Source organism: Fulvivirga ulvae (assembly GCF_021389975.1).
In the GTDB taxonomy this organism is placed as follows: domain Bacteria; phylum Bacteroidota; class Bacteroidia; order Cytophagales; family Cyclobacteriaceae; genus Fulvivirga; species Fulvivirga ulvae.
Genome location: NZ_CP089981.1, coordinates 420,889 through 447,500, shown reverse-complemented (window position 1 = coordinate 447,500; position 26,612 = coordinate 420,889). Strand labels below are relative to the sequence as shown.

The 26,612-nt window shown below is 40.7% G+C and carries 19 protein-coding genes and 2 rRNA genes (1 of these 21 running past the window's edge); 12 read left to right on the top strand and 9 right to left on the bottom strand.

The window, feature by feature from the left end:
- The 4 genes from LVD17_RS01930 to LVD17_RS01915 form a co-directional block, all read left to right on the top strand.
- Nucleotides 1–1,886 (top strand): 23S ribosomal RNA (locus LVD17_RS01930); it begins 1,006 nt to the left of the window's first position.
- 170 nt (nucleotides 1,887–2,056) lie between these two features.
- Nucleotides 2,057–2,168 (top strand): 5S ribosomal RNA (gene rrf, locus LVD17_RS01925).
- 118 nt (nucleotides 2,169–2,286) lie between these two features.
- The gene (locus tag LVD17_RS01920; RefSeq protein ID WP_233764419.1) at nucleotides 2,287–5,007 is read left to right on the top strand and encodes a hypothetical protein; all 2,721 of its coding nucleotides are present in this window, start codon (nucleotides 2,287–2,289) and stop codon (nucleotides 5,005–5,007) included.
- Nucleotides 5,008–5,016: 9 nt separating this feature from the next.
- Entirely contained in the window at nucleotides 5,017–6,642 is a 1,626-nt protein-coding gene (locus tag LVD17_RS01915; protein WP_233764418.1) for a mechanosensitive ion channel family protein, read from the top strand.
- Here LVD17_RS01915 and bioA read toward each other — a convergent pair.
- The 4 genes from bioA to LVD17_RS01895 all read right to left on the bottom strand — a co-directional run bounded on the left by bioA (nucleotide 6,639) and on the right by LVD17_RS01895 (nucleotide 10,748).
- Entirely contained in the window at nucleotides 6,639–7,937 is a 1,299-nt protein-coding gene (bioA, locus tag LVD17_RS01910) for an adenosylmethionine--8-amino-7-oxononanoate transaminase (protein WP_233764417.1), read from the bottom strand. The two genes, LVD17_RS01915 and bioA, sit on opposite strands and share 4 nt — an antisense overlap.
- On the bottom strand, nucleotides 7,894–8,511 hold the full coding sequence (gene bioD, locus LVD17_RS01905) for a dethiobiotin synthase (RefSeq protein ID WP_233764416.1): 618 nt from the start codon (nucleotides 8,509–8,511) through the stop codon (nucleotides 7,894–7,896). The genes bioA and bioD overlap by 44 nt, the downstream gene beginning before the upstream one ends.
- On the bottom strand, nucleotides 8,508–9,635 hold the full coding sequence (locus LVD17_RS01900) for an aminotransferase class I/II-fold pyridoxal phosphate-dependent enzyme (RefSeq protein WP_233764414.1): 1,128 nt from the start codon (nucleotides 9,633–9,635) through the stop codon (nucleotides 8,508–8,510). The genes bioD and LVD17_RS01900 overlap by 4 nt, the downstream gene beginning before the upstream one ends.
- Before the next feature lie 252 nt (nucleotides 9,636–9,887).
- Nucleotides 9,888–10,748 carry an SDR family oxidoreductase gene (locus LVD17_RS01895; protein WP_233764413.1) on the bottom strand — a complete coding sequence of 287 codons (861 nt, stop codon included), beginning with the start codon at nucleotides 10,746–10,748 and terminating at the stop codon, nucleotides 9,888–9,890.
- 107 nt (nucleotides 10,749–10,855) lie between these two features.
- Between LVD17_RS01895 and LVD17_RS01890 the strand changes: the two genes are divergently transcribed.
- Complete coding sequence (locus tag LVD17_RS01890) at nucleotides 10,856–11,800, top strand: OmpA family protein (protein ID WP_233764411.1); 945 nt, start codon at nucleotides 10,856–10,858, stop codon at nucleotides 11,798–11,800.
- 36 nt (nucleotides 11,801–11,836) lie between these two features.
- Here the strand turns inward: LVD17_RS01890 and LVD17_RS01885 are convergent, their stop codons facing one another.
- Together LVD17_RS01885 and LVD17_RS01880 are read right to left on the bottom strand one after the other, a co-directional pair.
- The gene (locus LVD17_RS01885) at nucleotides 11,837–12,553 is read right to left on the bottom strand and encodes a hypothetical protein (protein ID WP_233764410.1); all 717 of its coding nucleotides are present in this window, start codon (nucleotides 12,551–12,553) and stop codon (nucleotides 11,837–11,839) included.
- A 95-nt stretch (nucleotides 12,554–12,648) separates the two neighbouring features.
- Nucleotides 12,649–14,604, bottom strand: a complete 1,956-nt coding sequence (locus tag LVD17_RS01880) for a PKD domain-containing protein (RefSeq protein WP_233764409.1) — start codon at nucleotides 14,602–14,604, stop codon at nucleotides 12,649–12,651.
- 564 nt (nucleotides 14,605–15,168) lie between these two features.
- Here LVD17_RS01880 and LVD17_RS01875 point away from each other — a divergent pair.
- Both LVD17_RS01875 and LVD17_RS28445 read left to right on the top strand, forming a co-directional pair.
- Nucleotides 15,169–17,283, top strand: a complete 2,115-nt coding sequence (locus tag LVD17_RS01875) for an ATP-binding protein (protein ID WP_233764408.1) — start codon at nucleotides 15,169–15,171, stop codon at nucleotides 17,281–17,283.
- A gap of 170 nt (nucleotides 17,284–17,453) precedes the next feature.
- A complete protein-coding gene (locus tag LVD17_RS28445; protein WP_255702554.1) occupies nucleotides 17,454–17,579 on the top strand; it encodes a hypothetical protein in 126 nt (41 codons plus the stop codon).
- 80 nt (nucleotides 17,580–17,659) lie between these two features.
- On the opposite strand, the gene rfaD is transcribed toward LVD17_RS28445, so the two are convergent.
- Complete coding sequence (gene rfaD, locus LVD17_RS01870; RefSeq protein ID WP_233764406.1) at nucleotides 17,660–18,610, bottom strand: ADP-glyceromanno-heptose 6-epimerase; 951 nt, start codon at nucleotides 18,608–18,610, stop codon at nucleotides 17,660–17,662.
- 107 nt (nucleotides 18,611–18,717) lie between these two features.
- Here rfaD and LVD17_RS01865 point away from each other — a divergent pair, with 107 nt between their 5' ends.
- A complete protein-coding gene (locus LVD17_RS01865) occupies nucleotides 18,718–19,134 on the top strand; it encodes a 6-pyruvoyl trahydropterin synthase family protein (protein WP_233764404.1) in 417 nt (138 codons plus the stop codon).
- A gap of 9 nt (nucleotides 19,135–19,143) precedes the next feature.
- Nucleotides 19,144–20,280 carry a lipid-A-disaccharide synthase gene (gene lpxB / locus LVD17_RS01860; protein WP_233764397.1) on the top strand — a complete coding sequence of 379 codons (1,137 nt, stop codon included), beginning with the start codon at nucleotides 19,144–19,146 and terminating at the stop codon, nucleotides 20,278–20,280.
- 65 nt (nucleotides 20,281–20,345) lie between these two features.
- Here the strand turns inward: lpxB and LVD17_RS01855 are convergent, their stop codons facing one another.
- Both LVD17_RS01855 and LVD17_RS01850 read right to left on the bottom strand, forming a co-directional pair.
- Nucleotides 20,346–22,964, bottom strand: coding sequence for a valine--tRNA ligase (locus LVD17_RS01855; protein ID WP_233764396.1), 2,619 nt, complete (start codon nucleotides 22,962–22,964; stop codon nucleotides 20,346–20,348).
- Nucleotides 22,965–23,076: 112 nt separating this feature from the next.
- Nucleotides 23,077–23,547 carry an Lrp/AsnC family transcriptional regulator gene (locus LVD17_RS01850; protein WP_233764393.1) on the bottom strand — a complete coding sequence of 157 codons (471 nt, stop codon included), beginning with the start codon at nucleotides 23,545–23,547 and terminating at the stop codon, nucleotides 23,077–23,079.
- Between the two features lie 181 nt (nucleotides 23,548–23,728).
- Between LVD17_RS01850 and LVD17_RS01845 the strand changes: the two genes are divergently transcribed.
- The 3 genes from LVD17_RS01845 to LVD17_RS01835 are packed head-to-tail and all read left to right on the top strand — an operon-like array spanning nucleotide 23,729 to nucleotide 26,542.
- A complete protein-coding gene (locus tag LVD17_RS01845; RefSeq protein WP_233764392.1) occupies nucleotides 23,729–24,955 on the top strand; it encodes a Glu/Leu/Phe/Val dehydrogenase dimerization domain-containing protein in 1,227 nt (408 codons plus the stop codon).
- Between the two features lie 18 nt (nucleotides 24,956–24,973).
- The gene (locus LVD17_RS01840; protein WP_233764391.1) at nucleotides 24,974–26,131 is read left to right on the top strand and encodes a homogentisate 1,2-dioxygenase; all 1,158 of its coding nucleotides are present in this window, start codon (nucleotides 24,974–24,976) and stop codon (nucleotides 26,129–26,131) included.
- Between the two features lie 57 nt (nucleotides 26,132–26,188).
- Nucleotides 26,189–26,542 (top strand): four helix bundle protein, encoded by a 354-nt coding sequence (locus tag LVD17_RS01835; protein ID WP_233764390.1) that lies wholly within the window; start codon nucleotides 26,189–26,191, stop codon nucleotides 26,540–26,542.
- The last annotated feature ends 70 nt before the right edge of the window (nucleotides 26,543–26,612 follow it).

Here is a 26,612-nt window from a genome sequence, read left to right as displayed (position 1 = left end):
GGGAAAGAACCCGGACCACCAGCTAAGGTCCCCAAGTGTATACTAAGTTGAACTAAGGTAGTTCAGTTGCCGAGACAGCCAGGATGTTGGCTTGGAAGCAGCCATTCATTTAAAGAGTGCGTAACAGCTCACTGGTCGAGCGACAGAGCATCGATGATAATCGGGCATTAAGTATACCACCGAAGCTGTGGACTGAATTTATTCAGTGGTAGGGGAGCATTCTATTGGCGGCGAAGCAGTAAGGTAACTTATTGTGGAGCAAATAGAAAAGCAAATGTAGGCATAAGTAACGATAAGGCGGGTGAGAAACCCGCCCACCGATAGACTAAGGTTTCCTGATCAACGCTAATCGGATCAGGGTTAGTCGGGACCTAAGGCGAACCCGAAGGGGGTAGTCGATGGACCATGGGTTAATATTCCCATACTACCGATACCAGTGATGGGGTGACGGAGTAGTGAAAGGCACGCGTGCTGACGGAATAGCACGTTAAAGGGTGTAGGTATTGGGACCGTAGGCAAATCCGCGGACCTAGCTGAACCTGATAGTACCACAATCCTTCGGGAGCGTGGATAGTTGCCCTAATCAGACTTCCAAGAAAAACCTCTAAACTTATGGTATTGGTACCCGTACCGCAAACCGACACAGGTAGTCAAGGAGAGAATCCTGAGGTGCTCGAGTGATTCATGGCTAAGGAACTAGGCAAAATGGCCCTGTAACTTCGGGAGAAGGGGCGCTTACTCTGCAATAGTAGAGAAGCCGCAGTGAAAAGATCCAGGCGACTGTTTAGCAAAAACACATGGCTATGCGAAATCGAAAGATGATGTATATGGCCTGACACCTGCCCGGTGCTGGAAGGTTAAGGGGGGGATGTTATCCTTCGGGAGAAGCATTGAACTGAAGCCCCAGTAAACGGCGGCCGTAACTATAACGGTCCTAAGGTAGCGAAATTCCTTGTCGGGTAAGTTCCGACCTGCACGAATGGTGCAACGATCTGGATACTGTCTCGGCCATGAGCTCGGTGAAATTGTAGTAGCGGTGAAGATGCCGCTTACCCGCAACGGGACGGAAAGACCCCATGAACCTTTACTATAGCTTAACATTGACATTGTGTAAATGATGTGTAGGATAGGTGGGAGACTATGAAGCGGCCTCGCCAGGGGTTGTGGAGTCATTGTTGAAATACCACCCTTCATTTACGTGATGCCTAATCCCAACCATGGGAGACATTGTTTGGTGGGTAGTTTGACTGGGGTGGTCGCCTCCAAAAGAGTAACGGAGGCTTCCAAAGGTTCCCTCAGCACGCTTGGTAACCGTGCGAAGAGCGCAATAGCATAAGGGAGCTTGACTGTGAGGCCAACAAGCCGAGCAGGGACGAAAGTCGGGTATAGTGATCCGGTGGTTCCGCATGGAAGGGCCATCGCTCAAAGGATAAAAGGTACTCTGGGGATAACAGGCTGATCTCCCCCAAGAGCTCACATCGACGGGGAGGTTTGGCACCTCGATGTCGGCTCGTCACATCCTGGGGCTGGAGAAGGTCCCAAGGGTTGGGCTGTTCGCCCATTAAAGTGGCACGCGAGCTGGGTTCAGAACGTCGTGAGACAGTTCGGTCCCTATCTGTTGTGGGCGTAAGAAATTTGAGAGGATCTGTCCTTAGTACGAGAGGACCGGGATGGACTGACCTCTGGTGTACCGGTTGTAGTGCCCGCTGCACCGCCGGGTAGCTATGTCAGGAAGGGATAAGCGCTGAAAGCATCTAAGCGCGAAACCCACCTCAAGATGAGATTTCTTTATAAGGGACGTTATAGACGATGACGTTGATAGGCTGCAGGTGTAAAGACAGAGATGTCAAAGCTGAGCAGTACTAATTACCCGTAAACTTTCTCTAGGGCCTATGCCCGTTATTCTTTCACAACAATATGTCATGATTAGTCGATGAGACTAAAAGAAATAAGGGTGTTGTTGAAAATGTTCAGCATTCACCGGGTAGAGATACCGAAGCTTTTATGGTGATCCCGATATTATCGGGACAGGCTAACAGGCCAGCCATTACGATTTTATGGTGACTATAGCGTAGGGGTCCACCTCTTTCCATTCCGAACAGAGAAGTTAAGCCCTACAGCGCCAATGGTACTGCAATAACATGTGGGAGAGTAGGTCGTTGCCAGACTTTATCAACTAAACCCTGTCTATATCAGACAGGGTTTTTTGTTTTATATACCTATTAATGTTTTTCAATTCTGCATTTAAGCCTTTTTTATATTACTTTGCGGGAAAATAAGAACTTTGTGAGAAAAACAGCAATAGTCATCACCATCGGAATAATTTTACTCATAGCGGGTTATTTGCTTTATGAGAAATGGTACAGCAGTGAATCCACAGGTTTATGGAATAATGTGCCGGGTAATGCAGTGTTGGTTTTTGAATCTAAGAACGCGGTTGCATCCTGGAATGACCTTCTTGAAACTTCTTTATGGAACTCTCTGAAGAGTATAGAAGCATTTAAAAACATACAAGCGGATCTTGCTGCCTTGGATAGCGTTGAGTCGGGTAGTGTTGCCAATCTCTTGCAACAGAATAACCTGATATCCATGCACGTTACTGAAAAAAATGACTTTGATTTTATATTTTATATAGATTTTAGCGAGGAGAAGAATCAGCGCACGGCTGGCAAATTATTAGATTATTTCAAGGATAATCCCAATGTCAGGTTTTCAGAAAGAACTTATCAGGATTTTAAGATATCAGAGTTAATATCAAAAGATCACACGTTTACTTACTTCATTAATAAAAACGTTTTTGTAGGAAGTTTTACTTCCTTTTTGGTAGAGGACGTTGTTCGTTTGGTAAATGATGGCTTTAAGAGTGGTTTTAAACTTAACAATGCCCTACTTTATGATATGCCGAAATTGGCTAATGACGATGGGAATATTTATATAAATATGGAATCAGCTTCCCTGTGGCTGAGTTCATTTATGGGCGCTGAACATAGAAAATCTATAAAAGAATTGGGGGCATTCAGTAAATCCACTTTTTTTGATTTGGATGTTTCAGATGCTAAAATATTGTTGAATGGGTTTACCCTTTCAGATGCAAGATCTGATTTTTTAAGTACTTTTAAAGCACAGACGCCCATAAAGAGCAGTCTTAAATATTACATTCCTAACAGGGCCGCAACTGTTTATCGTTTTGGGGTTTCGGATGGTGAGCAGTGGCATAAAGAATTGGTTAATTACTGGAAGAACAGTGCTCCCAACTTTTTGTCCGCTCGAAATAAATTTGAACAACAGTACAGTTTTAGTTTTTCTGATTTGTATGGCTGGATGGGGAATGGTCTCAGTTTGGTTCAGTTAGAAGCTTTTAGGGGTTCCGGTGAAGAGAAACTGGCATTTATTCATACAAGCGATGCTCAGGAGGCTCTAAATCAGTTTAACACATTCTCGGAGTCTTTGGCTCAGGCAAATGGGGATTCTGTTTACGTAGAGTACTTTTCTACTTATGAGATTAGGGAATTAGAGGTAGTTGATTTTCCAAAACAGGCTTTTGGATCCTTATTCGATGGGTTTAACGAATGCTATTTTATGTTATTAGGAGACTATATTGTGATAGGTAATAGTATGTTAACGCTCAAAAGCCTTATAGAAGATATAGAGAATGAAAACACGTGGGGACGTTCAGTTGCATTCAATAAGTTTTTAGAAGGTAATCTTGAAGAGTCGAATGTTTCTGTGATCTTCAATACAAGAAGGATTTGGGAGGATATTGTTGATGAGCTTGATCCCAGATGGAAGGAATTTGCTATAAAGTATACAGGTCAGATTAAAAGCTTTGATTTGGGATCTATTCAGTTTAGTAAGCTTGATGAAAGTTTTTACACGAGTATTGCAATTCAGTACGAGGAGCAACCTGTAATAAAAGAGAAGCAATCATATGAGGCATTGAAAAGTGCATCATTAAACAACAAGATTGTTACAAAACCATATGTAGTGAAAAATCATGTTGATGGTAGTCTGGAGGTTGCTGTTCAGGATTCCGCATATAATTTTATACTTATAGCTCAGGATGGAAATGTGCTATGGAAAGATTCATTAGGGCAGCCTATTATATCTGATATTGAACAAGTTGATTACTATAAAAATGGTAAACTTCAGTATTTCTTTGCAACCAGGTCCGCGCTGCATATTGTTGACAGACTGGGTAACTATATTGATGGTTATCCTGTAACGGTTGATGCAAATCTTAAATATGCTTCGGTTGTAGACTATGATAAAAGTAAGAGATATCGATTTTTCCTGGCTGATGAACGTGGTAATTTGTACTTATATAATAAAGATGGCGTTAGTCTGGAAGGCTGGAACCCCAGAGAACTTACAGGCAAACTGGCGGTAAAACCTTTTCATCTCAGGGTAAGAGCGAAAGACTGTATGGTAGCGATACAACAGGATGGTGTGATAAACATAATGAATAGGAGAGGGGAGATGATGCCTGGGTTTCCGCTACAACTCGATGCGCGTATAGGCACCAATCCTTTTATTAATATTGGCTCTGATTTTGAAAAAACAATAATTACTGTACTCAGTAAGGAAGGTAGATTAATTAACTTTAACCTCAATGGAAAAGTTTTAAGTACGGAGCAGCTTTATAAACCCGCAAAGGATACCAGATTTCAATTAGTCCCGGATGCGCTTGGAAAAAATTATATAATCTCACGGCAGGATCTGACCAGGCTTGTATTGCTTACCCCGGATAGCCAGGAAATATTAGCTAAGGATTACCTGAGCTCCGATCACCTTAACGTTCAGTATTATGACTTGGGATCAGATCATAAAATATATGCTGTTACGGATGTGGCCCAGAGCTTTACCTACATTTATAATAAAGAAGGACAGCTTATTAACTCCAGACCATTCGATAGTGAGCAGGAGATTGCACTTATTTATTTTGATACTACCAAAAAGCATCATGTATATACAATTTCCGGTGATACCTTTAAAGTGATAACATTCTAATTATCTGTAATGAAAATCTCAACTACCTTTATACTATTCCTTTTTCTCATTTTTAATTCTGCGTACGGTCAGGAAAATACCCGGGATACTTTAGAGTATAGTTTAGTTACGCCATATAATACAATACTTACTCATTTAGGCTATTTGCAGGATGATAACTACCATCCTGGCATAGCGGCCAAAGCGCTTAACCCTGAATATGCAAAAGGTGAGAAGGCGGAAGAACTTGCAATAATGCTGAAACAGATCCTTGATGGCAGAGGAATAATGATAGATCTGGACGAGGTGCCTCGAAAAAGCGACTTTGTCGATACCGTTACAAATAAAAGGAGATATTATTTAACTAAGCAATTTCCGGAGCTTTATGTTGAAAAGGCAGGTAAGAGATGGTATTTCTCGGGTAGGACAATTAAAAGCATACCAAAATGGCATAAGGAAGTTTATCCCTTTGGTACAGACAAATTATTAAAACTTTTGCCATCTCTGGGGACAACAAAAATATTGGGACTATATGTTTGGCAACTCATGGGAGTCCTTATTTTGATTCTTCTATCGTTCTTGCTCCATAAGTTATTTACATTTCTTTTTGAAAAGCTTATCATTCAGCTACTCTTAAAATTAGGATACCAAAAGCTGGCAGATGAAGTAGTTATACCCATTGCCAAACCTATAAGCTTTCTGGTAATATTTCCGTTTCTCATCGTGTTAGTTCCTGTCTTACAGCTTCCTATTACTATGAGTGAGTATGTGATATTAACACTTAGAGCGGTATGGCCAATATTTGCAATAGTATTTTTCTACAGACTTGTAGATATAATCAGCATTTATTTAAGTAAGCTGGCAGATAAAACCGAAAGCACACTGGATGATCAATTAGTGCCACTGCTAAGAAAAGTCTTGAAAACTTTTGTAGTAGTCGTTGGCGGTCTATTTATCCTGGATAATCTGGAGTTTGATATTACCGGATTAATCGCCGGTTTATCCATAGGAGGTTTGGCATTTGCGCTGGCTGCTCAGGATACAATAAAGAATTTCTTTGGGTCATTAATGATCTTTGTAGACAGACCCTTTCAGGTAGGTGATTGGATTACGTCAGGTGACGTTGATGGATCCGTAGAAGAAGTAGGTTTTCGATCAACCAGAATCAGAACCTTTAGAAACTCTCTTATGTATATACCAAATGGGGTTATTACCAACCAAATGATCGATAACCACGGGTTAAGAGTTTACCGCAGGTTTATGACCACTATTGCTTTAACGTATGATACACCTCCTGATCTTATCGAAGTTTTTGTAGAGGGATTAAAAGAAATAGTGAAGAACCACCCAAATACCAGGAAGGATTATTATGAAATCCATTTTAATGATATGGGGGATTCATCCCTGAACATATTGTTTTATATATTCTTTCAGGTACCTTCCTGGACTGAGGAACTCAGGTCAAGGCATGAAGTCTTGCTTGACATTATCAGACTGGCGGAGAGAATAGGGGTGAACTTTGCATTCCCTACTCAAACTTTACATGTAGAAACTTTTCCTGAAAAGAAGGGTAACTCACCTGTATACACTAAAAATACAGCCGAACTGAAAAAGACTGTTGAAGATTTTTTAGCCTCGAAAAAAGCAAAAAACTAAAGCGTACTGAAGAATTCCTCTATCGCAGTATAAACTTTAGTGAGATCATCGTCACTTATGATATACGGTGGGATTACATATATGAGATTGCCTAATGGCCTTAGAAGTATGTTCCTTTCCAGGAAGAACGGATAAAGGCGATTTCTCATTTCACTGAAGTAAGAACTGTCGCTTTGGGTTTCGAACTCAATGGCCAGGATGGTTCCAAGGGAACGGATGTCTTTTAATTTAGGTGTTTGCCTGTGCTTTTGCCTGAAGCATTCGTGTTGTTCAGTGATACGTTGAATATTGCCCTGGCATTCGGGTGTGACCAGTAATTCGAAACTTGCGTTTGCTGAAGCGCAGGCTATGGGATTGGCTGTAAATGAGTGGCCATGAAGAAAGGTTTTATGTAAGTCTTTCGACATAAAGGCATCAACTATAGCATCGGTACACGAAGTAACACCAAGTGCCATAGTACCACCGGTTAAGCCCTTTGAAAGGCATATGATGTCAGGCTTATGTGTTAGGTAGTCTGATGCAAATAATTTACCTGTTCGTCCAAAGCCGGTCATTACCTCATCTGCAATACATACGACATTATGATTCTGAGCATATTGTATCATTTTATCGAGAAGGGAAGCATTGTAAATGCGCATTCCGGAGGCTCCCTGAATGATAGGTTCAAAAATGAATGAAGCAACGTCATCTGAATCTATCAAGTCTTTAAATCGATCAAATACGGATGATTCATTGGTCGTTGTTGGAAAATCCACAAACTCTACTTCGAATAGGTGCTCCGCAAATGGTTTAGTGAAATCACTTCTTTCTCCAACTGACATAGAGCCGAATGTATCACCGTGGTATGCTCCATCAATAGCGATAACCCTTTTTTTATTCTGACCCTGATTATACCAAAACTGAAATGCCATTTTTAATGCCACTTCAACAGCAGTGCTTCCATTATCCGAGTAGAATATTTTTGACAGATTTTCTGGCAATATGGAGAGTAAATTTTCAGCAAGCTCTATCGCGGGTTTATGGGTAAAGCCTGCAAAGATCACATGTTCCAATGTTTTAGCCTGTTCTGCTACTCTTTCCGCAATGTACGGATGTGCATGCCCATGCAAGTTTACCCACCAGGATGAATTAGCATCAATGATCTTTCTTCCGTCTTCAGTGTGCAAATATACTCCGCTGGCAGCTATGATGCAGAGGGGATCATCAACACCGAGAAGCGGAGTAAACGGATGCCAAATATACGCCTTGTCTTTATCCTGCCATGTCATTCCAGTTTGTCCTAAGCTCCTTTGCATACTCATTAATCACTTCTTTAGTTATATCTTTTTCATTCTTAATATGAAGAAGGCATTTTACACCTGCATAATTCTCAATGATCCGCTTGGTTTCATAGTTCTCAGGACCATTGAAAATCAGGCCCTTTAAAGTGTACCCTCGGGATTTTATAAATTCTAATGACAACAAACTATGGTTAATGCTACCTAAATATATATTGCTGACTAATATAATTTCAGCGTGAAAGCAGGGGATCATATCAGCAATTATTTCCCTGTCATTAACAGGGACCATCAGTCCACCGGCTCCTTCAATAATCAAAGGCCTGTCAGTTTTGGGAATTGATAAATTCTTTATTTTGATTTCTATATTGTCAATTTTAGCCGCTGCATGCGGAGACATAGGTGATTTTAACAGGTACTGCTCAGGGTGAACGATTCGATGAGAAGAAACTAATTCCCGAATAGTATTACTGTCCGTTGGTGTTCCTGCCTGAACAGGCTTCCAGTAATCGGCCCCCAGAGCTTCTATTAAAATAGCTGAGGCAATCGTTTTTCCGCTGTCCGTTCCTATCGCCGTTACAAAATATCTCATATCAGATTTGCTAAGCTATTGATCAATCCTGAAATATCATCGTCAGAATTGAAAGTATGGAGGCAAATTCTTAATCTTTCCTCACCGACCTTTACCGTAGGGGATAAAATAGGTCTTACGTCATAACCAGATAACTGCAGATGCCGGGCCGCGGCTTTAACCTGATCATTGCCGGGGATAATTATAGCCTGAATGGGATGATCACATGCAGGTCTTTTTAATTGATCTCCAATTTTATTGGTGAATAATTTATTGAACAATTTAACCTGATCTTCAATTCTTCGTTGAAGACTTTCATGCTTCTCTAAATACGAAAAGGCGTTGCTGATCGAAAGTATGCTGTGAGGTGATAGTGCCGTAGTATAGATAAATGGTCTTGCGAAATTTATAAGGTATTCTTTTAAATAATTATCACATGCTACGCAGGCTCCATGTATACCCATAGCCTTACCAAAAGTGTAAATACGAACAAGAACATCTTTTTCAAGGCCAAGTTTTACAGCAAGCCCCCCGCCTGATGCTCCAATTAAACCGGTTGTGTGTGCTTCATCAAGAATAATATGTGAATCGTATTTTTGGGAGAGTTGCACCAGCTCTTGCAAAGGGCAAAAATCCCCATCCATGGAGTATGCCGATTCTACGGCTATAAATACATTGCCCTCTGCAGATATTATCTTCTGTTCCAGATCCTTGAGGTTGTTATGCCTGAAGGATAACCTTTTTGCCAGACTTAACCGGATACCATCTTTAATGCTGGCGTGTGCGAGTTCATCATATATAATAGTATCACCTCGCTGAGGGATACTTGAAAGTACAGCCAGGTTAGCGCTATAACCGGAGTTAAAGATTAGTGATCCTTCAGATGCGAATATTTTACAAAGTTGTGCCTCCGTTGATTCTGTGAGAGCTGAGTTACCAGACAGTAAACGAGATCCGGTAGAGCCGTTTTTGTGAGTCCTTTCATTTTGCGAATTTATTAAATAAGCTAACTCAGGAGACCTTGCAAGCCCAAGATAATCATTGGAAATAAAATCAATCAGGTTTTCTGATAATGTAAGCGTCCTATAGGATTGATTTTGCTTTCTTGCTTCAAGCTGTTTGTCAAGCCTTTCCTTCAAATTCATTCTGCTTTAATTTAATGGCTAAGTTAATGAGAAATGATTGTGAACAATGAAATTACTGAGTGTTTGGAACGGTGGTATTACCTTTTTAGGGAGCCGACAAGTAAAAAAATAAAGACAATCAGGTTCTCAAGCTTGCTGTTTGAAGTGAATATGAAAAGTAAGGGAGAAGCTTTACCATATCAATTAAACAGGCAAAGCTCCTTGTGGTTTAATAGTTGATTAACCTAACACGGTCATTCTTCTATTCTATATTTACTTTTTTCCTCTCATTTTTTCCAGTTCATCCCACATCTCATAAGGAACTTCCTCTAAGGCATTAAATTCTCCAGCTCCTTTAATCCACTCTCCGCCATCTATCGTTACCACCTCTCCATTGATGTAAGCGGCATAGTCCGACATAAGGTAGCCGGCCAGATTGGCCAATTCCTGGTGTTCGCCAAAACGGCCAAGAGGTATTCTTTTTAGCGGATCTATTTTTTCTGCCACTTCACCGGGAAATAATCGTTTCCATGCTCCTTCAGTGGGGAATGGCCCCGGAGCTATCGCATTTGAGCGGATTTTATATTTGGCCCATTCTGCGGCCAGAGACCTCGTCAGCGCTAGTACACCGGCTTTGGCACAGGATGAAGGAACAACATAACCTGATCCTGTCCATGCATAAGTTGTAACTATATTTAAGAATGTGCCAGGTTGTTTTTTGTCGATCCAGTTTTTGCCGGTAGCCAGTGTGAAGTTGTAGGTGCCGCGAAGTACAATGTCTACCACAATATCAAAAGCCCGGTGTGAGAGCCTTTCTGTAGGACTGATAAAATTTCCTGCAGCATTGTTCAATACTCCATGAATTTGGCCAAATTTACCTTCTGCCTCCTGGAGTACATTCTCTATTTCTTCATATTTTCTGATATCACAAGCAACGGGTAATACCTGTCCTCCTGTTTCTTGTTCCAGTTCTTTGGCGGCTTTTTCAAGTACATCCATTTTTCGACTCGATATCACAAGGTTGGCACCCAACTCAAGGAAATACTTGCCCATGGAACGACCAAGGCCTGTGCCTCCTCCGGTTACTATGATTGTTTTATCTTTTAAGGCATTTTCTTTGAGCATTCCTTCCATGGTTTTTTTATGTTTTTGATATGATGTTAAAGATAGAGATTCCTGAAAAAATATAAATAGATTTGAAATTATATCCTCATATAAATTAAGCAACTGAAAAAGTAAACATGATGAAATATTTAGTAGCATTATTTATTCTTGTTGTTGCCATCTCGTGTGTGACTCAGAAGAAGTATGATGACTTGCTGTCGGAAAAAATTCAACTGGAGTCGGATTTAGCAAATTGTAAAGATAGTTTGGAGTCTGCCACCGCCAGGTCAGCCAGGCTAAGTTCCACTATTGAGAAGCTGGAGGCTGATACCATGGCTCTCGGGCAGAAAATAAGAACCACTGAAAAATCTTTATCAGATTTGAAAAAAGAGCATGAACAATTGGAAACTTATTATAACAATTTATTAAATAACAGTGGGAAGCTGACCCGTGATCTGGCCCGGCAACAGGAGCACTTACTAACGCTGAAAGAAAATCTTGAACAAACTAAAAGGCTTAATGAAAGCTTAAGTGCGGATTTGTCTGAACGCGAGAAAAAAGTGAAAGAGCTTGAAACTATACTTGAAAATAAGGACAAGGCGGTTCAAGAACTCAAAAAGAAAATTACCAACGCTCTTTTAAGCTTTAAAGAAAATGATCTTACAGTAGAAGTTAAGAATGGCAAAGTTTACGTGTCATTGGCAGAGCAGCTTCTTTTCAAGTCCGGTAGTACCGTGGTTGATGTCAAGGGTGTGACAGCCCTGCAGCAACTAGCAAAAGCGCTTAAGGATCAGAAGGATATACACGTAATGGTGGAAGGGCATACGGATAATGTACCAATATCACGCACCAGCCAGTATATGAAGGATAACTGGGACTTAAGTGTGCTAAGAGCTACTTCTATAATCAGGATATTAACGGAAGCAGGAGTGGTGTCAAGCCAGATAACGGCTGCGGGAAGAGGAGAGTTTTCTCCCGTAGAAAGTAATGATTCTGCCGGTGGCCGGCAAAAGAACCGGAGAACAGAAATTATTATAACTCCGAACCTTGACGAGCTATTTAAAATACTGGAAGCAAATTAAAACAAAGAGGGCCGATATCAGCCCTCTTTGTTAATTTTAGTTACTGCGCCTTACCAGGGTGCCACTGCCACTGCTATTGCTGCGTCCTTTTTTTTCTGATCTTCCTTTATAACTTCCGTGTCCATTGCTTCTTCCTCTGTCGTTATCACGTTTCTCTTCATGATAGGTACCCCTTCGTTCTCTATAGTTAGTTCCAGAGTTATGATTTGATCTGGAATCGTAACGGTCTCGCTTGTGATTATCATGCTTATGATACGAATCTCCCTTATACACATAATGAGTTGTATGTTTATGACTATGCCCATGACAGTTACTATGTCCGTGCCCATGTACAACTACCGGACGATTTACATATACTACGTGATTATGTCCATGGTGACTATGGCTATGGCAGGCCCTGTAGTGCGTACGATAGTAAGTAGCATGGTACCCGCAGTAGTTACTGCAGATATGGTCATGCAAAGGGTAGTAGTCATGATGAACCCTTTTCATGATATAGCCATCATGCCTTACGTTTACTTCAACAAAGATATCACCTCTTTGAAGGACAACATCAAAAAATAATCCACCCCCTCTTCTTATTTGTGTAGCGTGAACTACATCATACCCGTAATAATCATGGCTGATTACTCTGGTTACATGTACAGGTACATCCCAACTATGGGTAACTCCGAATGATGCTGTAAAATGTTGTGCCTCGCCCTTCAATGAAACCACAACAATTAATGTTAAAATTAGTAATATCTTTTTCATGGCACTTAAAAATTTGGTTATGTAAGTGGAATATCAAGGATAGTGCCAATTCTTATTTTTAATATTAACTTACTGATTTTTAGTTGTTTATGATTCTATTTCGGGGCGATGATTAATTTTTGTGTTTGGAGCAAGCCGTTAGTATTTGATTGAAGGTAATAAATACCCGGAGGAATACCGTTGGTGTCAAGAACAGTTCTGTGTCTATCAGCTTTGGATACAGAATACTTCCTGACAGCCAGTCCTGAACTATTTATCAGCACCAGGTCCATATTGGATTCGCCGATTCTGTTCTCATAGATAAATGAATTGTTTACAACCGGGTTGGGATATATTTTGCTGTTACAATCATTATTCACGCGGTTTAAGTTAATGATTTTGGATAAATCCTGTTTTCCGTCAAAGTCAATACTTCGAAGCTGATAATAGAGTTTTCCGCAAGGTGCGCCTTCAACGGAGTATGTATAATAGTTGATCTCCTGCTGATCTTTTACCGGGGGTACCTCTGCTATCTTGTGCATTGATTTTGCATGTCCGATTCCCTGATAAATTTCAAAGTGGCTATTATTAACCTCTTCAGATGTAATCCAACTTAGAATCACTTTGTCGTTAGCTATAGAAGCTGAAAAATCCAGAAGGTTTATGGGTAGAGGGCCGTTGGAGTAGGTTAAAGTTACTTCGTAAGAGATACCCTGATCCAGTTCATTCCGATCTCCATATGCAGTAGCAGTTATTGTGTGTTGACCTGGAGTGGGTACGTACGACTTGTGATTGTTATTACCTATAGAATAGTTAGTATTTATATTGTTGTCATTCAGCGAGGTGAAATTATGATTATTATTGAGGCTGAAGCGGACGCTTGCTCTTGAGTTTAGGTTATTGGTTGTTGCTATTATGTCCAGCAGCGTGGCATCATAGCTATCTAGGTTTACTACCTGGTTATTGGTTATTGGCCCTAAGTCGGTATCGCCATGATACAACCTTAATCCGGTGATTTGAGGAGTTGAGCCTGAACTACTCAAGACATTTACTTCCATCTGGTCACTATTCATGTTACCTTCATTATCAGTAACTGTCAGGGTAACGATATAATTGCCAGGAGTACTGAGGTTAACCGTTAAGTTAGGCTGCCCGCTGAGTGTGGTTTGGGCAGGGCCATCAACATCCCAATCATAATTAACAATTGTTCCGTTTGGGTCATAGGTAAAGCTTTTGATGCTGAAAGAATGAGGTGGGTTTACGAAGGATTTATCCGGTCCCAGATTCACTAAGGGAGTATAATCGGTTGATATATTCCTTTTTAGACCTAATAACCATTCATAAATATTATATCCGCTGCTGAGGTCATAAACCTGATCCCATCCATTATGACCTTTTGATGTTAACAAAGTAATGTATGCGGGGATATATGGTTCATCATCACAACTGTTCAACTCATCAACTAAGGTTTGAGAACCTTTGCGATCGGTTCCTCCTGTAGGCGGAATAGTGCCATCTACTTCGCCATGGAAAGCCCACACAGCCACTTCGTCAAGTGTGCAAATATTTTCAATCGGAGCATTGCCACTGAATGGGACAATACCGGCCATTCTATCAGGGTGTGCCAGTACGTAATCCCAAAGACCTTTGGCTCCAAGGCTGATACCACTGCCGAATATTCGACTTTCGTCTATATTATAATTGCTTATGATATGATCAATGACATTATTGACCATATCAGTATTCCATTCATAATCATTATTTGCCAAATTACTGCATCCTCCTGCCTTTTTAACATGCGGTGCAACTATAATCATGGGAATGTTATTGAAAAAATTGTTATTCTTTATAGCCCCCGGGAGCCCCTTGCCCACGGAGCATGATATATCTGGCCCGATTGCCTGGGCACCATGAAGATAAACTAGCAGTGGATATGCCTCAGAACCGTTATAGCCGGGAGGGGTAAAAATGAGATATTCTACCGTATCGGCAGATTCAACATCCATATTTAAGGCAAAGGATGAAGAATATGCCAGTGTAAAACAGATGGTTAGTTTAATAAATAGCTGCATAATCGTAGTTGGTTTATTTATAACAGATTGATTATGCCAATGTTTAGGTAAGTTTTGGTTATTTTGGCTGAATAAGTTTACCTGTCACAAGGGTTAGTAAATATAAATAATTTTATATTAAAAATTCATATTCTAAATCTTAACTTTCATTCAACTAGTCGATTTATAAATTTGCACTTTAAATATTCTTAGCTTAATTTTTTGCAATGTTTAGGAAATAACTTACATGGCAGAACTTTCGTTCCATATTTTTTAGAAATCTATGGTGCTTATTTATAACAGATTGTGGTTATCGTATTTGTCCTTTAAATGTGTTTTTACTGGTATTTTGACAATAAAAGGAAGTTATTGGTGATGATTGAAACATAGGCAAATAGAGTTTGACTCATATTCTCTTTTAGCTCTTTAGAGTATTTGTATTGTAATATTTTTAATAAAAAATGAATAAAATCTAATGACTTTAGGTTTTTAGGGTATTTAGTTGAATAAATATTGAGAACTGAGCATAACCTTTTTTATATTTAATATAGTGCTAAACATTGTGTAGAGTTGGTTTTTTGTTAGATGAAGAGACTTATCATTATTATCGCCCTTTCTTTGTCAACCATTCCCGGCGTGATTGGTCAGAATATTTCGCAAATAGATAGCCTTTATTCTGTATTGAAAAAAGTTAAGGGTGTTGATCAAATTGACATTTATAATGCTCTTGCCTGGGAGTATAGAAAATCTCATCCCGATAGTACTCTTTACTTTAGCGGCAAGGCCATTGATTTAACCAGGACTTTAAAAATTGAGGGAAGAATAGCCCAATCTCTTAATTATATGGGTGTGGCATATCATTATAAGGGAGATCAGGTAAAATCTTTTGATTACTACAATATGGCTATGGAGGCAGCCATCAAGCACAATGATTCATCTCAATATGCACATTCACTCAATAGCCTGGGGCGCTTATTTGCCGCGCAGGGAGACTTTGTTAAATCCTACGACTATTATTTCACCGCGCTCGAAATTTTTGAAAAACTTAACGACAAAGAAGGGCTGAGTTACTGTTATAAAAGTTTGTCAGAGCTTTACCAGACACAGAATAATTATAAAAAGGCTCTGGAAATGTCTCAGCGGGCCCTTGATATCAGACTGGCTACTGATAATATTCCGGGGCAGGTTTCTATGCTGCTGGAGATGGCCCAAATTCAGGAGCACAACAGGAACTATGAAAAGGTTTTTGATTATTACCTTCAGGCAAAAGTAAAAGCAGAGTCTATAGATGATGTCATCAACATTGCAAATATCAATATAGGCATATCTAACTTATATTATATTCAGGATAAATTTCCAGAAGCATTGATTTTTGCTCAGAAAGCTTCGAATATGGCTGGTAATACAGGTAATCTTAATCTGCTTAGCAGAATAGATACCCAATTGGGTAAGATATATTTTGTGGAAAAGGATTTTGATAAAGCCAGGTATTATTTCAACAAGGTGTTGAATACGGCCTCGCGCTCCAGAGAACTGATGCTTCAGGAGGACGCCTACTTTTACCTTGCAGAGATTTGCGAGGTAAAGGGTAATATTAATTGTGCATATGAAAATTTTCAACGCTTTGCAGAGGTAAGGCAGGCACTGAATAATGCAGAGATGGCCCGCGCCATTGAACGTTCCGAAGCAAGGCTTGAGATTGAGAAAAAGGATAAGGAAAATGAGTTGCTGCTGGCTAACCAGGCTCGTGATCAGGCAGTAATAGACAGACAACGAACTTATAATACGGCTCTTGCCATAATCGTAGGAGCCGTATTGATATTAGTTGTTAATCTCTGGTTTACGAGCAGGAGGAGGCGGAAAGCAAATGAAAAACTACAACAGAAAAATGCTTACATCGCTAAACAGCAGGAAGAGATCAGTGAGCAAAATGATATGATCAACGCTCAAAATAAAGTTTTGCACAAGCATAATGTGGATTTGGCGGAGCTCAATAATGAAAAGGATACTTTAATGAATATTGTTGCTCATGATCTTAAGTCCCCTTTTAACAGAATTAAAGGTATTGGGGAGCTTTTGCTGCTCTCTGGCCTTGCCGAAGAACAGCGAAACTATGTATCCCTGTTAAAGAGTATTTCGCAGAGCGGTATTGACCTGATCCGTGATTTACTTGATGTGAATGCTTTTGAGTATGACAAGCGTAAACCGGAGATATCAAAGGTTGACATCTACAGCTTACTGCTAGATAAAGTAAAGGGCTTTTATGCAGATGCCAAATCAAAGCAAATTGAGTTGCGGCTTGAGGGAGGTGAGTCCCATATATTCATTAATTCGGATAAGGTTTATTTGTCGAGAATTCTTGATAACCTAATATCCAATGCTATAAAATTCTCAGACCCGGGTAATCCGGTTATTCTGAAAGTAGGCAGAACAGAGAGTTATACATTTATTTCCGTAAAGGATTTTGGACAGGGATTTACGGAAGAGGATATACAAAATATTTACAAAAAATTTACAAAACTTAGTGCCCAACCAACCGCCGGAGAGAGCTCTAATGGGCTTGGGCTTGCCATCGTAAAAACTTTGGTAGGTAGGTTAGAGGCAGAGATAGAATTGGAGACGGAAATGGACAAGGGAAGTGAGTTTGTAATTAAATTTCCTTTGAAAGTTACAGTTACTTCTGAAAAAATCACTTCATAATTTTTAGCAGTTAAACCTAAGTTTTCTGACGTCAAAGTATTGAAAATTTTAAATGCTACTTTTATGAAAAAGATGATTTTCTTCTCAGCTATACTTTTTATGTTTCACTTTGGCATGTATGGCTCAAACCAATACCGGAAAAGGTTGATGCCAGACAGTCTGTTCAACATGTGAGAATAGCGGAGGATAAAGCTTCCGGAGAGCTAACAAAGAAAGAAACCAGGCGCTTAGAGCAGCTCCATATTAGAAAGGCAGAGCGTAAAGCAAAAGCAGATGGCGAAGTAACACCTAAGTAAAAATTGAGGTTCAATAAAACGCAAATTCGAGCCAATCGTCATATACGGCAGAAAAACGATGCTCAGGACAGAGATAATAACTATTGAGATTGTGTACATATATACTCCTCAACCCCCTCTTCCAAATCATGAAATTTCTTTGAATATCCAATCCCTCTCAACTTATCCATATTGGCTTCAGTAAAATACTGGTATTTGTCCCTTATATCTTCTGGGGTATCAATGAAGCTGATGTTTTCCTCTTTACCCATGGCTTTGAATACAGCCTTTGTCAAGTCAAGAAACGTTCTGGCTTTACCGCTTCCCAGGTTATAAATGCCTGAATCTTTTCTGTGATGCATAAGCCAGTAGCACACATCAACAACATCCTTCACATATACAAAGTCACGCATCTGCTCTCCATCTTTGTATTGAGCATTGTGAGAACGGAATAACTTCATTGCACCTGTATCCTTTATTTGGTTATAAGCATGCCAAACAACAGACGCCATTCGTCCTTTATGGTATTCATTTGGACCATACACATTGAAGAACTTTAACCCTGCCCAGTAAAATGGTTTTTCTGACTGTTTCAGAGCCCATGTATCAAAATCTTGCTTCGATTGACCGTAAGGATTAAGAGGTTTGAGGCTTGGGATATGTTTTTCATCGTCATTATAGCCATGCTCGCCTAAGCCATAGGTAGCGGCAGAGGAGGCATAAACAATTGGGATTTGGTATTTTACGCACCTTAACCAGAGGTCCTTTGTGTATTGAGTGTTTAGCCTGTTTAGAAGTTCTTCATCAAATAAGGTAGTATCTGTTTTGGCCCCAATGTGAAAAATAAACTCTACTTCTTCGTAATTAACTTCAAGCCACTGGAGGAATACATCCCGATCTACTTTCTCAAGTATTTTTAGGCCCTCGATATTCTTGTTTTTAATCGGGTTGTCAAACTTGTCAACAGCAATAACATTGTTGAAATTTTCAGAATTTAGTTTTTCAATAAGCTGGCTTCCTATAAACCCGACGGCTCCGGTTACTACTATCATATATGTGAATTTTGAGCAAATTAACCCAATGATTTCTTTAAAACGAAGTAGTACCCTCAAAATCTGTTCTCTTTCGTATATTTGCAAAAGATTTTAATGAGCTGAAAATGGTTTTTTTAAGTAGACAGGAACATTTTAATGCAGCACACAAGCTGTATAACCCCAACTGGTCTGAGGAGAAGAATATTGAGGTGTTTGGCCCATGTGCGAATGCAAACTGGCACGGACATAACTTTGAAATGATTGTCACTGTAAAAGGTGATCCCGACCCAGATACAGGATTTGTTGTCGATCTTAAAAAGCTAAGTATATTGATTCGTAAAGAGATAGTAGATAAGGTTGACCATAAAAACCTCAACCTTGACGTTGATTTTATGCAGGGAAAAATGGCCAGCACTGAAAACCTTGTCATAGAGTTTTGGAGGATACTAAGTGAAAAGCTTCCTAAGATCACTTCATCGGCTCAAATGCATTGCATAAAGCTTTATGAAACACCCAGAAACTATGTTGAATACTATGGTTAAACTGGGCTGATGAAATACTTTGTAATTGCAGGTGAGCGGTCGGGCGATTTGCACGCAGGAAATCTAATTAAGGCCCTTAAAGCATATGATACTGAAGCTTCTGTCAGGGGATTCGGTGGGGATTATATGACAGCAGCAGGAGCCGAGATACTGGTGCATTATCGTGAGCTGGCCTTCATGGGTTTTTTAGAGGTGGTGAAGAACCTCAAAACTATAAAAGGACTGCTAAAGCGCTGCAAAGAAGAAATTGATCAGTTCAAGCCGGATGTCATCATTCTAATAGATTATGCAGGGTTTAATCTGAAAATAGCAAAGTACGCAAAGGAAAAGGGAATTGCGGTATACTACTATATTTCTCCTAAGGTTTGGGCATGGAATCAAAAACGAGCTTTGAAGATCAAAAGAAGAGTGGATCACATGTTTGTTATAATGCCCTTTGAAGAGGAGTTTTATAGGAAATATGATTGGAAAGTTGATTATGTAGGTAATCCCGTACTTGATGCGGTTAATGATTATCGGCCAGATATAAAACGTACCAGGCTTGAGGGAGATTACGTAGCTATTTTGCCGGGTAGTCGTCAACAGGAACTACTTAATGTTTTTCCCGTCATAAATCAAACGATAAGGCAATTTCCTGACCAAAAATTTGCCGTTGCAGCGGTAGATAACCTTCCGGGAGAGCTTTATGAGTCAATTAAGAGTAATCGTAATGTTGAACTGGTTTTTGGATATACTTACGATCTGTTGGCGCATGCTAAGGCTGCAATAGTAACTTCGGGAACTGCTACACTGGAAACGGCCATGTGGGAGGTGCCTCAGGTAGTTGTTTATAAGACCAGTGGTATTTCTTATAAAATAGCAAAATGGTTAATTAAGGTGCCTTATATATCCCTTGTGAACCTAATAGCCAATAAGGAAGTAATTAAAGAACTCATTCAGGATGATCTTAATCTTAAGAATCTCTCAGCTGAGTTGACGAAGATTATAAATAACAAGAACTATAGGAGTGGCATCATTGAAGAGTATCGGCTAATGAAGCAACAACTTGACATAGGCCGCGCTTCTGATAATGCTGCAAGGCTTATGGTTAAATATTTGGAAGGAGCAAAAAGAGAAACTGGAAATACTATGAAAAGAGATCTATAAATTCCTTCAAACCATTGATCCAACAAAAAAAAAAGCCCGTTTTTCATTTCACGGGCTTTCACTTTCTACATCTTCGCTAAACTCTCTTCCAATACCTTCAGCTTAGCTTCGGCATCGGCTTTTTTCTTCTTTTCCATCTCCACTACCTGGGGAGGAGCGTTGTTTACAAAGCGCTCATTCCTAAGCTTCTTGTCGACAGAAGTAAGGAAGCCACGGGTGTATTCCAGCTCCTTTTGCAGTTCTTCTCGCTCCTTGTCCAGGTCAATGCTACCTGCCAGGGGAATGAAAAATTCATCACCTTTTAAAACGAAGCTGGCTGCATTGTCTTCTTTTTGGTCAGTAGACTCTATAGCCTCAAGGTTGGCCAGTTTGAGTATTACCGGGGTAAAGGTGCTGAACTGCTCGAAGTTCTCAGACTTTATTTTAAGTGTAAGTAAGTCCTTTGGAGAGATCTGCTTTGAGTTTCTGATATTTCTGATGTTTGTGATGATCTCAAAAGCCTGCTCGGCCGAAGCCAGTATTTTTTCATCGTACTTGCCGGCTTTTGGCCATTCGGCTACGATAATGCAGTCTTTGCTATCCCTTTCCTTTAGCTCGTGCCATAGCTCTTCTGATATGAATGGCATGAACGGATGAAGCATCTTCATCAGTTTCTCAAAGAAGTTAATCGTGCTTTCCAGCGTTTTAGGGTCTATCGGCTTTTGATATTCCGGCTTTATCATTTCCAGGTACCATGAACAGAAGTCGTTCCAGATCAACTTATAAATTGACATCAGGGCATCAGAGATCCTGAATTTTGAGAAGTGGTCTTCAACTTCCATTAAAGTCTGGTCGAAACGGGCCTGGAACCAGGCAATAGGAGCCTCATTTTGGACGCCACCAAGGTTTTCATCTACTTCCCAGCTCTTTACCAGCCTGAATGCATTCCAGATCTTGTTGGCAAAGTTTCTGCCCTGCTCGCAAAGCTTCACGTCAAACGGTAGGTCGTTACCGGCAGGAGAACTAAACAGCATACCAGTTCTAACGCCATCAGCACCATACTCTTTAATAAGATCAATCGGGTCTGGTGAGTTACCTAACGATTTGGACATTTTTCTGCCCTGCTTGTCTCTTACTATACCGGTAAGATAAACATTTTTGAAAGGCTTCTCACCTTTATACTCATACCCGGCTATGATCATTCGGGCAACCCAGAAGAACAATATTTCAGGGGCTGTCACCAGGTCATTGGTAGGGTAATAGTAGTTAATGTCCGGATTATCCGGATTTTTGAACCCATCAAATACCGAAATGGGCCATAGCCATGAAGAAAACCAGGTGTCCAGTACATCTTCATCCTGAGTAAGCTGTTCTATGGTTATATTCGGGTCAAGTTCTTTGGCCTTCTCCAATGCCTTCTCTTTGCTTACGCCTACTACATATTTGCCATTAGGCAGGTAATAAGCCGGGATTTGGTGGCCCCACCAGAGCTGGCGCGAAATACACCAGTCACGAACGTTCTCCATCCAGTGGCTGTAGGTATTCTTAAATTTCGGTGGAATAAGCTGAATTTCATCATTCATCACGTTTTCCAATGCGGGCTTTGTGATGTCTTCCATTTTCAGGAACCACTGCATGGAAAGTTTCGGCTCTATTACCGCATTAGTCCTTTCAGAGAAGCCAACATTATTGGTGTAGTCTTCAACTTTCGAAAGCTGACCAACGGCATCAAGTTCCTTGGATATTTTCTTTCTTACTACAAACCTGTCCTCACCTACAAAAATCTGGGCCTTTTCATTAAGCGTACCATCGTCATTGAGGATGTCGATTGACTCCAGGTTGTGCTTAATGCCGAGTTCGTAGTCATTGATATCATGGGCAGGGGTTACTTTCAGGCAACCGGTACCAAACTCCATGGATACGTATTCATCTTCTATAATAGGAATAGACCTGTTGATCAAGGGCACCAAAGCTCTTTTTCCTTTCAGGTGCTGGTGCCTTGGGTCATTAGGATTAATACATATGGCAGTATCACCCAGTATAGTTTCAGGACGGGTGGTGGCCACGGTTAAGAAGGTGTCCTCGCCTTCTATTTTATAATTTACATAGTACAGTTTCGACTGTACCTCCTTATGGATTACCTCATCGTCAGACAATGCAGTCTTTCCCTGTGGGTCCCAGTTTACCATTCTTACGCCACGGTAAATGAGGCCTTTGTTATGCAGGTCAACAAATACTTCGATTACAGCCTCAGACAGGCTTTCCTCCATGGTGAAGCGTGTCCTATCCCAATCGCATGAAGCACCAAGCTTTTTCAATTGCTCCAGGATGATGCCTCCATACTTCTCTTTCCATTCCCAGGCATATTTCAGAAACTCTTCTCTTGTAAGGTCTTTTTTGTTAATACCCTTTTCCTTCAACATAGCCACTACCTTGGCTTCCGTAGCAATCGAAGCGTGGTCTGTTCCGGGTACCCAGCAGGCTTCTTTACCTTCCATACGGGCTTTTCGGATCAGTACATCCTGAATGGTATTGTTAAGCATGTGGCCCATGTGCAGCACACCGGTGACGTTCGGTGGAGGGATGACAATGGTGTATGGTTCTTTATCAGGGTTTGGTTCCGAATGGAAAAATTTGTTGTCCATCCAGTGCTTGTACCATTTGTCTTCTACCGCAGACGGGTCATACTTAGTTGAAAGTGACATATGTTTTTCTGGTTGCTTTAAAAATTTTAAGTCTGCAAAATTATGAAATTAAACCTAATTGAAGGCCTTTAGAGGTCAAAAATAAGACAGCTAAGGGTGCTACACCCCGGGCTTATTTCCTTACTCTTAGCGCCGTGGAATGCTTGCTTCTGGACAGCACAAAAGAGCTTTGTACATGGGCAATATTGGTGTTGACGGATAGTTTGGTCAATAAAAAAGCTTCATAGGCTTCCATGTCTTTGATGATTACCTTGAGAAAAAAATCAAATCCCCCGGCCACGTGGTAGCATTCTGTTACTTCATCAAATTTATTCATTTCATCAATAAAGCTTTCCAGGTATGAGCGGGTATGGTTTTTCAGGCTGATGAAAATAAAAACCGTCAGTTTGATGTCGAGCTTCTTCTGATTGAGCAACGCTACATACTTATCAATGATCTTCTCACGCTCCAGACGTTTGATCCTTTCATAGACCGGTGTAGTGGAAAGCTTGAGCCGGTCAGCAAGAGCTTTGGTGGTGATCCGTCCTTCCTTTTGAAGGATTTCCAGGATCTTAATGTCTGTTTCGTCTAATTTAATGTCCATCGAAATGCTCTTTTTCTGTATTTGAGATGAAATTTATTATTAAAAAGAAAAATCATCTACAAATCTATGTTTAAAAATGTGAAAACACCAGAATAGGGAAAAATTGCAGGACTTCATGATGTAAATCATTGTCAACATGCGACATTTGATATTAGAGTATAAAAATTACCAGAAAACATAGATGAAAGAATTACTTGAGAAGTTTGAAAATAAAAGGCCTGAAGTGGTTTTTGAATGGTACGATGATGAAACCGGCGCAGAAGGCTGGGTGGTGATCAACTCACTGCGTGGCGGTGCAGCCGGAGGAGGTACCCGGATGCGAAAGGGACTGGATAAGCGTGAAGTGGAATCCCTTGCCAAAACCATGGAAGTAAAATTTACTGTTTCCGGGCCTGCCATTGGCGGAGCAAAATCCGGAATAAACTTCGATCCTAACGACCCTAGAAAACCTCAGGTTTTAAAAAAATGGTTTGCTGCAGTTAAGCCGCTTTTAAAAAATTACTATGGTACAGGTGGAGACCTGAATGTGGATGAGATCCATGAAGTGATCCCTATTACCGAAAACAATGGTGTATGGCACCCGCAGGAAGGTGTATTTTCAGGTCATTTTAAGCCTTCGGAGGCCCAGACCATTAATCGAATCGGCCAACTCAGGCATGGTGTGATCAAGGTGCTGGAAGATGAAAAATATACGCCTTCACTGGCCAGAAAGTATACCGTAGCGGATATGATCACTGGCTATGGTGTTGCAGAGGCTCTAAGGCACTACTACGACATCTGGGGCGGTGATATTGCTACCAAAAAAGCTGTGATACAAGGCTGGGGCAATGTAGGTGCGGCCGCAGGTTTTTATCTGGCTCAAATGGGTGTGAAAGTAGTTGGAATTATAGACCGTGAAGGCGGTGTTATTAACGAAGATGGTTTCTCATTTGATGAGATAAAGGCCTTTTTCCTGAACAGAAAGGGCAATCAACTCGTTGCTGATAATATAATCCCTTTTGATGAGATTAATGAAAAGATCTGGGACATGGACTATGAAATTTTCGTTCCCGCCGCAGCTTCAAGGCTGATCACCAGAGATCAGGTGGACAGAATGATTGCTTCTAACCTGGAGGTATTCTCTTGTGGTGCCAATGTGCCTTTTGCAGACAAAGAAATATTCTTCGGTCCGATCGGTCTTTTTGCAGACCAGAGGTGTTCGGTTATTCCTGATTTTATCGCCAACTGCGGTATGGCGAGAGTCTTTGCTTATCTGATGAGTGATGAGGTGAGCCTGGAAGATGAGGCTATTTTTAATGATACCTCAAACATCATTCGCAAGGCTTTGGAGAAGGCGCATGCCGCCAATAAGGAGAAAACCAACATTGCCAGCACTTCTTTTGAAATAGCCTTAGAACAGTTAGTTTAACCTAAACAACAAAGCGTTATGCCAATATATCACCAACTAGGAAAAATTCCCCACAAGCGGCACACGACTTTCAAGAAGCCGGATGGGTCGTACTATTACGAAGAGCTGTTTGGTACCATAGGGTTCGACGGCATGTCGTCTCTGTTATACCATGAGCACCGGCCTACTCAGGTAAAGGAGATAATGAACAAAAGGTCAGTCGCTCCTAAAATAGCCAGAGAGAACAACATCCAATCTTACAGGCTTCGCGGTTTTCAGATCAGGCCGGAAGATGACTACCTGGACAGCAGGAAACCTGTGCTGGTCAACAGCGATGTGTCCATTATCCTGGCTGCCCCGAGAAAATCGGTAAGGGATTATTTCTATAAAAATACGGATGCAGACGAGCTGATCTTTGTGCATAAAGGCTCGGGCAAATTGAGGACTTTTATGGGCAACATTGACTTTAAGTATGGTGACTATCTTCTGGTGCCAAGGGGGATGATCTATATCATGGATTTTGATACCGAGGATAACAGACTGTTTATTGTAGAGTCGAAAAGACCTATTTATACGCCTAAGAAATACCGCAACTGGTTTGGACAGCTTTTGGAGCATTCGCCATTTTGCGAGCGCGATATCAGAAGGCCGTCTGAGCTGGAAACATATGACAACAAAGGCGACTTCATTGTGAAGGTGAAAAAACAGGGCGACCTTTTTGATATGGTGTATGCCCGTCACCCTTTCAGTGTAGTAGGTTGGGATGGTTATAACTATCCTTATGCCTTCTCAATCCATGACTTCGAGCCCATTACCGGCCGCGTTCATCAGCCACCGCCGGTACACCAGACTTTTGAGACTGATGCTTTCGTAGTTTGCTCATTTGTGCCCAGAATTTACGATTACCACCCTGAATCTATACCTGCTCCATACAACCACAGCAACATAGACTCAGACGAGGTGCTTTACTACGTAGACGGCGACTTCATGAGCAGAAACGACATCGAAGCAGGACATATTTCACTACACCCTGCAGGAATCCCCCACGGCCCGCATCCCGGAGCCATGGAAAGAAGCCTCGGTAAAAAAGACACCCAGGAACTCGCCGTAATGGTCGACACCTTTAAACCCCTGATGGTGACTGAGGAAGCCATGGCTATCGCCGATGAGAGTTATTATAGGTCGTGGCTGGAATAATTTAAGCAGGAAGTCAGAAGACCGAAGTCGGAAGGTATGGATATTATATAAAAAATAATGGGATTTAAGTTTGAGAACCTGATAATATGGCAGAGAGCAATGGAATTAGGTGAAAATATAAATGGATTATGTGGCAAGTTCCCTAAAGAGGAAATTTATAACCTTTCATCTCAATTGAGGAGAGCAGGTGACTCTGTTGCTTTTAATATTTCTGAAGGTGCAATCGGTCAATCCAATGCAGAGTTTAAGAAATTCATGGGCTATGCCATACGTTCACTTGCTGAGGTCGTTACCTGTCTTCATAAAGCCGAAAGGCGGGAATATATAACAAAAGAAGAGTTTAAAATACATTATGACTATTCGTACAACCTGATGAATATGATGGTTGCTTTTAAAGAAAAAATACGTTGAGATAGCTGAATTGAAAAGCGGAGTCTATTCTGGATCTGTATCCCACTTCGGGCTTCCGTCTTCGGACTTC

Excerpts from the sequence above, each read along its gene's own strand:
- LVD17_RS01895 (WP_233764413.1), bottom strand. The coding sequence starts at position 10,748 with ATGGAAGGAATGCTCAAAGAAAATGCCTTAAAAGATAAAACAATCATA.
- LVD17_RS01840 (WP_233764391.1), top strand. The coding sequence starts at position 24,974 with ATGCCAATATATCACCAACTAGGAAAAATTCCCCACAAGCGGCACACG.
- LVD17_RS01875 (WP_233764408.1), top strand. The coding sequence starts at position 15,169 with ATGAAGAGACTTATCATTATTATCGCCCTTTCTTTGTCAACCATTCCC.
- LVD17_RS01855 (WP_233764396.1), bottom strand. The coding sequence starts at position 22,964 with ATGTCACTTTCAACTAAGTATGACCCGTCTGCGGTAGAAGACAAATGG.
- LVD17_RS01885 (WP_233764410.1), bottom strand. The coding sequence starts at position 12,553 with ATGAAAAAGATATTACTAATTTTAACATTAATTGTTGTGGTTTCATTG.
- LVD17_RS01835 (WP_233764390.1), top strand. The coding sequence starts at position 26,189 with ATGGGATTTAAGTTTGAGAACCTGATAATATGGCAGAGAGCAATGGAA.
- LVD17_RS01850 (WP_233764393.1), bottom strand. The coding sequence starts at position 23,547 with ATGGACATTAAATTAGACGAAACAGACATTAAGATCCTGGAAATCCTT.
- LVD17_RS01845 (WP_233764392.1), top strand. The coding sequence starts at position 23,729 with ATGAAAGAATTACTTGAGAAGTTTGAAAATAAAAGGCCTGAAGTGGTT.
- lpxB (WP_233764397.1), top strand. The coding sequence starts at position 19,144 with ATGAAATACTTTGTAATTGCAGGTGAGCGGTCGGGCGATTTGCACGCA.
- rfaD (WP_233764406.1), bottom strand. The coding sequence starts at position 18,610 with ATGATAGTAGTAACCGGAGCCGTCGGGTTTATAGGAAGCCAGCTTATT.
- LVD17_RS01880 (WP_233764409.1), bottom strand. The coding sequence starts at position 14,604 with ATGCAGCTATTTATTAAACTAACCATCTGTTTTACACTGGCATATTCT.
- LVD17_RS01915 (WP_233764418.1), top strand. The coding sequence starts at position 5,017 with ATGAAAATCTCAACTACCTTTATACTATTCCTTTTTCTCATTTTTAAT.
- LVD17_RS01890 (WP_233764411.1), top strand. The coding sequence starts at position 10,856 with ATGATGAAATATTTAGTAGCATTATTTATTCTTGTTGTTGCCATCTCG.
- bioD (WP_233764416.1), bottom strand. The coding sequence starts at position 8,511 with ATGAGATATTTTGTAACGGCGATAGGAACGGACAGCGGAAAAACGATT.
- LVD17_RS01865 (WP_233764404.1), top strand. The coding sequence starts at position 18,718 with ATGGTTTTTTTAAGTAGACAGGAACATTTTAATGCAGCACACAAGCTG.
- bioA (WP_233764417.1), bottom strand. The coding sequence starts at position 7,937 with ATGCAAAGGAGCTTAGGACAAACTGGAATGACATGGCAGGATAAAGAC.
- LVD17_RS01900 (WP_233764414.1), bottom strand. The coding sequence starts at position 9,635 with ATGAATTTGAAGGAAAGGCTTGACAAACAGCTTGAAGCAAGAAAGCAA.